Origin of the sequence: Nocardia sp. JMUB6875, from assembly GCF_041154655.1 — a bacterium.
Taxonomy (GTDB): domain Bacteria; phylum Actinomycetota; class Actinomycetes; order Mycobacteriales; family Mycobacteriaceae; genus Nocardia.
The window spans coordinates 39,125-46,775 of the sequence record NZ_BAAFGR010000048.1 but is presented as its reverse complement, the minus strand read 5'-3'; the positions used below and the strand labels follow the sequence as shown (position 1 = coordinate 46,775).

Below are 7,651 nucleotides of genomic sequence, written 5' to 3'. Positions count from 1 at the left end.
GTGACGATGCGTTGGCGGGGGTCGCCGGGGAGTTCGAGGTTCTCGTAGGAGAAGTGCAGGGTGCCGGAGTGGGGGTGGGCGATGAGTTTGGTGCCGTGGGTGCGGAGTTCGACGGCGCCGGTGCGCCAGAGGGCGGCGAATTCGATACTGCCGGTGGCGAGTTCGTCGATCAGGGCGATGGTGTCGGGGTCGTTCGGGTAGAGGCCGGTGACGCGGCGCAGTTGGGCGACGGTGGCCGCGGCGACGGAGTCCCAGTCGAGATAGAAGTCGCGGGCGGCCGGATCGAAGAACAGTGCGCGGGCCATGTTCTTGTCGGCCATCGAGCCGAAGACGTAGTGCGCCAGTGGGTTCGCGGCCAGGACGTCGAACAGGTCGGTGATGACGACGGCGGGCGCCTTGTCGATGAGGTCGAGCATGCGCAGTAGTTCCGGACGCGGTGTCGGAGCGGCGGATTCGACCGTGCGCGGTGGACGAGCGAGCGCGTGCAGGTGTTCGGTCTCGATGTGGTTGAGCCGCAATGCCGTGGCCAGCGAGTCGAGGACCTCGGCCGACGGGTTGGCGGCGCGGCGTTGTTCGAGGCGCTGGTAGTACTCGGCGCTGATGCCCGCCAAGTGGGCCAGTTCGGAGCGGCGCAGGCCGGGTACCCGCCGCATGCCGGAGGGCGGCAGCCCGGTGTCTTGCGGATCGATCCGGGCGCGCCGGGACTTCAGGAATTCCGCCAGGTCCTCACGTACGGCCATGTCCGCAGTGTGGCACAGCGCGGCGGTGGGTGGCCCTGGGAGTACGAGGCACGGCGTGAGCTGGTTAGGGGCTTTCGGGGCCAGCAAGCTCGAACTCGTGAACGAGAGATTCCAGCGGGGAGCCGCCAGGCAAGCCGAACTCGGTGGGGCGGGCGGTGTTCGGGCACGCGTCTATGGCGAACTGGCCGACATCGCACCGGACCTGCACCGGTTCGCGGTCGAGTTCGCCTACGGCGATATTCATTCCAGGCCCGGCCTGGATGCGGGCCGTCGCGAGCTGGTGATCATCGGCGCGCTCATCGCGCTGGGCGACACCCGGCCGCAGTTGGAGGCGCACCTCGGCTCGGCGCTGAATGCCGGTGTCGTACCGGGCGAGATCGTCGAGGCGATCCTGCAGGCCCTCCCCTACGCGGGCTTCCCCCGCGTGCTCTCGGCCATGTCCGTCGCCCGCGGCGTCCTGGCCGCCCGTGATCTGCTTCCCGTCCCCGATTCCATTGCACCGTAGGAGAATTGCCATGCCCGCCACCGCTCAGCAGCGCGCCGAGATCATCGAGGCCGCCACCCGCTTGTTCTGGTACATCGACATTCGCGACTGGGACACCTTCCCCAGCGTCTTCGCCGACGAAGTGACCCTGGACTATTCGAGCATCTGGGGCGGCGAGCCCTCGACCGTCACCCCGGCGCAGATCCGCGCCGACTGGGAGAAGCTCATCGGCGCCTTCGACGCCACCCAGCACCTACTCGGCAATCACCTCGTCACCGTCGACGGCGACCGCGCCGAGCTCACCGCCGTCTTCCAGGCAATCCACTTCCTGGCCAACCGTTTCGGCTCGCCGCGCTGGACCCTGGGCGGCACCTATCGGATCGGCCTGCACCTGGTCGACGGCGATTGGAAGATCGACACCGTGGTGATGACAGCCCAGTGGGCGGACGGCAACAAGGACATACTGATGATCGTCTCTGGTGGAGAGCGCCCGGAAGCGGCGTAGCAGGTCTCACCCGGACATGCGAATGGGAAGGACTATTTCCTTCCCATTCCAATCTATATCGCACATGGGGGCTTGCCGCAAGGCCCCGGTAGTGGCGCACAATCTCTTCCCTAAGGCCGCAACCTGCGGAAATTGGTATCCGCGGTGGGCGGGGACGGCCAGGCGGGAAGGGTGAGGTGCTGGTGACTGATCAGGGTTATGAAAACGAACTGCGCTCCGAGCAGGAGTACGTGGCCGGTCTGTACGCGCGGCTCGATGCCGAGCGCGCACGGGTGAAGGGCCGCTACAACGACACGTTGACGGTGCGCGGCAATGCGACGGCGCTGGTGGAGCGCGATGCCGAGGCGCGGGCGCTGGCCAAGGAGATCAATCGGCTGGGTGTGGCCGACAACGGCCTGTGCTTCGGCCGGCTCGACAGTGTGACCGGGGAGCGGACCTATATCGGCCGCATCGGGATCTTCGATGAGGAGAACGAATTCGAACCGCTATTGATGGATTGGCGTGCGCCCGCGGCGCAGGCCTTCTACATCGCGACGGCGGCGAGCCCGGAGAACATGCGCCGCCGTCGTCAGTTCCACACGCGCGGGCGGACTGTGGTGGACTTCACCGACGAGGTCTTCGGTCGTCCGGGTGAGGGTGAGCGCGGTGACGCGGCGTTGCTCGCGGCGGTCAACGCGCCCCGCGGCGAGGGCATGCGCGACATCGTGGCAACCATTCAGGCCGAACAGGATCGGATCATCCGTCTCGATCACCCGGGTGTGCTGGTGATCGAGGGCGGCCCGGGCACCGGCAAGACGGTGGTGGCACTGCACCGGGTGGCGTATCTGCTCTACACCCAGCGCGAGCAGATGGAACGCAATGGCGTGCTGGTGGTCGGCCCGAACAAGGCCTTCCTCAAGCACATCGGACGCGTGCTGCCGTCGCTGGGCGAAACCAACGTGGTGTTCACCACCACGGGCGAACTGCTGCCCGGCCTGCACGCGACCGCCGAGGACACGCCGGATGCGGCGCGGCTGAAGGGTTCGCGCAAGATCCTCGAGGTGCTGAAGGCGGCCGTCGCCGACCGGCAGCGGGTGCCGCAGGATCCGATCGAGCTCGAATTGACCGATGTCACAGTGCGAATCGGCGCGGACATCGTGGGCTGGGCGCGGGAGGAGGCGCGTGAGAGCGGGCGTCCGCACAACGAGGCCCGCGCGGTGTTCCTGGAGGTGCTGACCTGGGCGCTCACCGAGCGCGCGATCGCCAAGATCGGCAAGGGCTGGCTGACCCGAGAGGACAAGGAGGCGTGGGAGAACATGCGCGCCGACCTGCGCACCGAGCTGGCCGAGTACGAGGGCTTCGCGGCGGCGATCGAGGAGCTGTGGCCGACGCTGACGCCGGAACAGCTACTGGGCGAACTGCTTTCGTCGCAGGAGCGCTTGACGGCGGCCGGTGCGCCGCAGGCCCTCTACCGCGCCGAGGGTGAGGCGTGGACAATCTCGGACGTGCCGCTGCTCGACGAGCTGGTCGATCTGCTGGGCCGCGACACCTCCGCGGAGGAGGCCGCGGCCGAGCGGGAGCGCAAGCGCCAGATCGCCTATGCCGAAGGCGTGCTGGACCTGCTGGTGAGCCGCGCCGACCACATGGACGACGAGGACCACCTGTTCGCCACCGACCTGCTCTACGGCGAGGACCTGGCCGAGCGTTTCATCGAACGCGATACCCGCGAACTCGCCGAACGCGCTGCGGCGGACCGGGATTGGACCTACCGCCACATCGTGGTCGACGAGGCGCAGGAGCTGTCGGAGATGGACTGGCGGGTCCTGATGCGACGCTGCCCGAGCCATTCCTTCACGGTCGTGGGCGATCTCGCGCAGCGCAGTTCCCCCGCGGGCGCGACCTCGTGGGCGACCATGCTGGATCCGTACGTCCCCGGCCGCTGGCTCTACCGGTCGCTGACGGTGAACTACCGCACCCCGGCCGAGATCATGGCGGTGGCCGCGGCGGTGCTCGCCGACTTCGCCCCGGACGTCCAGCCGCCGGAGTCGGTGCGCGCCTGCGGCGTCCAGCCGTGGTCGCGTCAGCTCTCCATCGACGACATGCCTTCGGCCATCGAGGAATTCGTCCGTGAGGAGGCGCAGCGGGAAGGCACCAGCATCGTGATCGGCCCGCCCGGTATGCCGGGCACGGTGCCGGCGTGGGAGACCAAGGGCCTCGAGTTCGACGCGGTGCTGGTGGTCGAACCCGACCACATCCTGGACGAGGGCCCGCGCGGCGCGGCCGAGCTGTACGTCGCGCTCACCCGCGCCACCCAGCGCCTGGGCGTGCTGCACGAGGGCCCGCTCCCCCAGGCCCTCGCCGGTCTGGCTCCGCGCGTCGATCTCTCCACGGCGAAGTAGGGCTGCTTACACGTCGAAGTAGAGCTCGAATTCGTAGGGGTGCGGGCGGACGTTGATCTCGGCGATCTCGTTCTCGCGCTTGATGCGGATCCAGGTGTCGATCAGGTCCTCGGTGAAAACCCCACCCTGCGTGAGGTATTCGTGGTCGGCCTCGAGGCGGTTGATGACCTCCTCGAGGCTGCCCGGCGTCTGGGTGACCTCGGCGCTCTCCTCCGGGGTCAGCTCGTAGAGGTCCTTGTCGACCGGCAGCGCGGGCTCGATCTTGTTGGTGATGCCGTCGAGCCCGGCCATCATCATGGCCGCGAAGGACAGGTACGGGTTGCCCGAGGAGTCGGGGCAGCGGAATTCCAGGCGCTTGGCGCTGGCACTGGTTCCGGTGACCGGGATGCGCACGGCGGCTGAGCGATTACGCTGGCTGTACACCAGATTCACCGGGGCCTCGTAGCCGGGCACCAGGCGCTTGTAGGAGTTGACGGTCGGGTTGGTGAACGCCAGCAGGGACGGCGCGTGGTGCAGCAGCCCGCCGATGTAGTGCCGCGCCAGATCCGACAGTCCCGCGTACCCGGCTTCGTCGTAGAACAGCGGTGAGCCGTCCTTCCACAGCGATTGGTGCACGTGCATGCCCGAGCCGTTGTCGCCGAACAGCGGTTTGGGCATGAAGGTGACGGTCTTGCCGAACTCCCACGCGGTGTTCTTGATGATGTACTTGTAGAGCATCAGATCGTCGGCCGCGGCGAGCAGCGTGTTGAATTTGTAGTTGATCTCGGCCTGCCCCGCGGTGCCGACCTCGTGGTGGCCCTTCTCCAATTCGAATCCGGCGGCCTGCAGATTGGTGCACATGCGGTCGCGCAGATCCACATCGTGGTCATAGGGCGCCACCGGGAAATAGCCGCCCTTGGGCCGGATCTTGTAGCCGCGGTTCGGGGTGCCGTCGGCATTGAGTTTCTGGCCGGTATTCCAGTCCGCCGACGCCGAATCCACCTCGTAGAAGGCGCGATTCATGGTGGTGTCGTAGACCACCGAATCGAAAATGTAGAACTCGGCCTCCGGACCGAAATACGCGGTGTCGGCAATACCGGTGGAGCGCAGATATTCCTCGGCCTTGCGGGCCACATTGCGCGGATCGCGGCTGTAGGCCACGCGGGTGTGCGGATCGTGGACGAAACAGTCGATATTGAGGGTTTTGGCGGTGCGGAAGGAATCCAGTTGCGCGGTACGCAGATCCGGCAGGAGGAGCATGTCGGATTCGTGGATGGCCTGGAAGCCGCGCACCGACGAGCCGTCGAAGGCGATGCCGTTGTCGACCAGATCCGGGCCGAACATGCTGGCCGGGATCGAGAAATGCTGTTGGATACCGGGGACGTCGCAGAATCGGATGTCGACGTATTCGACTTCCTCGGTGTTGATGTAGTCCTGTACTCCATTGGTGGTAGGGGTGATCACCGCTCGCTCCTCGTGGCCGCGCACGCCTACCCGATCGGACGGCCCGGTCGGGGTCCGGCGGTCCTGTTCGTGCTAACACGATACGTCGCGGGCATAACCGGCGGACGCGAATGAGCCTGTGTATCAAGATCATTCGTTAATTTCCGCTCACCCCGAAGGGCGTCCGGCGGGCAGCGCGGCCCCGGAGCCGGACCCCTCTCCCCCGCCTTTGTCACTGTGCACAAATCCGCCGACACAGATCTTCGCCATTGCCAGTAGTCCGGCCCGTCCTTTGTGCGGTCTGCTGTACTCCGTGAGTTCTACACCGGCTGCGGGAACGGCCCCGCGCACGATGGTCGAGGCGTTCCAGGCCAATGTGGCCCGCTACCCGGACGCGGTCGCGCTGCGCACGCTCGGCGGCGAGGTCGCCATCACCTGGCGCGAGTACGGGGCGCGGGTGCGGGCGCTGGCGACCGGGCTGGCGGCGCTCGGCATCGGGCGCGGCGACACGGTCGCGCTGATGATGACCAACCGGCCCGAATTCCACCTGTGCGACACCGCGATCCTGCACACCGGGGCCACGCCGTTCTCGGTGTACAACACCAACCCGGTGGATCTGCTGGTCTACCAGTTCGGCAATGCCGGCAACAAGGCGATCATCTGCGAGCGGCAGTTCGCGCCGCAGGTGCTGGCGGCCGTCGAGAAGGCCGCGGCGCAGGGCGTCACGGTCGAGCATGTGATCTGCGTGGACGAGGCGCCGGCGGGGTGCGTCTCGCTCGCCGAGGTCGAGGCGACCGAACACGACGGCTTCGATTTCGAATCCGCCTGGCGCGCGGTCGATCCCGAGGATCTGCTGACCATCGTCTACACCTCCGGCACCACCGGCCCGCCCAAGGGCGTCGAGCTCACCCACACGAACTTCCTCGAGAACGCCAAGGTGGTGGACGAATTCGGCGGCGGCTCACCCGCCGACAAGGTGGTCTCCTACCTGCCCGACGCGCACGCGGCCAATCGCTGGTTCGCGCACTACCTGTCATTGCTGACCGGCGGCCAGATCACCACCTGCCCGGATCTCAAGCAGGTGGCCTCCGCCCTGACCGAGGTGCATCCGACGGTGTTCCTGGGCGTGCCCCGGGTGTGGGTGAAAGTCAAAGCGGCACTGGAGGAACGCTTCGCCGCCGAGGCCAGCCCGGTCAAGCGCCGGCTCATCGCCTGGGCGATCGAGACCGGCCGGGCCCGGGCCCGCGCCGCCTCGGACGGACGCGGCCAGAACATCCTCGCGACGCTGCGGTTCCGGCTGGCGGATCGCCTGGTGCTCAACACCATTCGCACCCAGCTCGGCATGGATCAGATCCGCATCGCCGTCACCGGCTCCGCGCCGATCCCGAAGGACACCCACGAGTTCTTCCTGGGCCTGGGCCTTCCGCTGTGCGAGGGCTACGGCATGACCGAATGCACCGCGGGCGCCACCGTCGACCGCCCCGAACGCATCAAGATCGGCACGGTCGGCCGCCCGCTGCCCGGCGCGGAGGTCCGCATCGCCGAGGACGGTGAGGTGCTGGTGCGCGGCAAGATGGTCATGCGCGGCTACCGCAACGCCCCCGACAAGACCGCCGAGACCATCGACGCCGACGGCTGGCTGCACACCGGCGATATCGGCGAACTCGACGCCGAGGGCTTCCTGAAGATCGTCGACCGCAAGAAGGAACTCATCATCAACGCGGCGGGCAAGAACATGTCGCCGACCAATATCGAGAACACGATCACCGAGAACACCCCGCTCGCGGGCACGGTGGTCGCGATCGGCGAGGGCCGCTCCTACAACACCGCGCTCATCTGCCTGGACCCCGATCTGGCCGCCGCCTTCGCCGAGCGCCACCAGCTAACCGACCGGAGCATCGCGGCCCTGGCCCAGGACCCGCTGGTGCTGAAGTCCCTGCAAGAGGGCGTCGACGCCGCGAACGCCAAGCTCTCCCGGGTCGAGCAGATCAAGAAGTTCGCGGTGCTGCCGGATGTGTGGGCACCGGGCAGCGATAACCTCACGGCGACCGGAAAACTCAGGCGCAAACCGATAGCTACCAACTACGCCGCTACTATCGAGTCGCTGTACGGGTAGTAGGAG

General features: G+C 67.4%; 6 protein-coding genes. 4 read left to right on the top strand and 2 right to left on the bottom strand.

The window, feature by feature from the left end:
* On the bottom strand, window positions 1–740 hold a 740-nt coding region (locus tag ACAM49_RS14955), incomplete at its 3' end, for a helix-turn-helix domain-containing protein (protein WP_369636096.1).
* Window positions 741–837: 97 nt separating this feature from the next.
* Here ACAM49_RS14955 and ACAM49_RS14950 point away from each other — a divergent pair.
* From ACAM49_RS14950 to helR, 3 genes are all read left to right on the top strand, one after another.
* Entirely contained in the window at window positions 838–1,245 is a 408-nt protein-coding gene (locus ACAM49_RS14950) for a carboxymuconolactone decarboxylase family protein (protein ID WP_369636095.1), read from the top strand.
* 10 nt (window positions 1,246–1,255) lie between these two features.
* Window positions 1,256–1,729, top strand: a complete 474-nt coding sequence (locus tag ACAM49_RS14945) for a nuclear transport factor 2 family protein (protein WP_369636094.1) — start codon at window positions 1,256–1,258, stop codon at window positions 1,727–1,729.
* Between the two features lie 182 nt (window positions 1,730–1,911).
* Window positions 1,912–4,107 (top strand): RNA polymerase recycling motor ATPase HelR, encoded by a 2,196-nt coding sequence (helR, locus tag ACAM49_RS14940; protein ID WP_369636093.1) that lies wholly within the window; start codon window positions 1,912–1,914, stop codon window positions 4,105–4,107.
* Between the two features lie 6 nt (window positions 4,108–4,113).
* Here helR and glnA read toward each other — a convergent pair whose 3' ends face one another.
* Window positions 4,114–5,550 carry a type I glutamate--ammonia ligase gene (gene glnA / locus ACAM49_RS14935; RefSeq protein ID WP_369636092.1) on the bottom strand — a complete coding sequence of 479 codons (1,437 nt, stop codon included), beginning with the start codon at window positions 5,548–5,550 and terminating at the stop codon, window positions 4,114–4,116.
* Between the two features lie 331 nt (window positions 5,551–5,881).
* Between glnA and ACAM49_RS14930 the strand changes: the two genes are divergently transcribed.
* On the top strand, window positions 5,882–7,645 hold the full coding sequence (locus ACAM49_RS14930; RefSeq protein WP_369636099.1) for a long-chain fatty acid--CoA ligase: 1,764 nt from the start codon (window positions 5,882–5,884) through the stop codon (window positions 7,643–7,645).
* The last annotated feature ends 6 nt before the right edge of the window (window positions 7,646–7,651 follow it).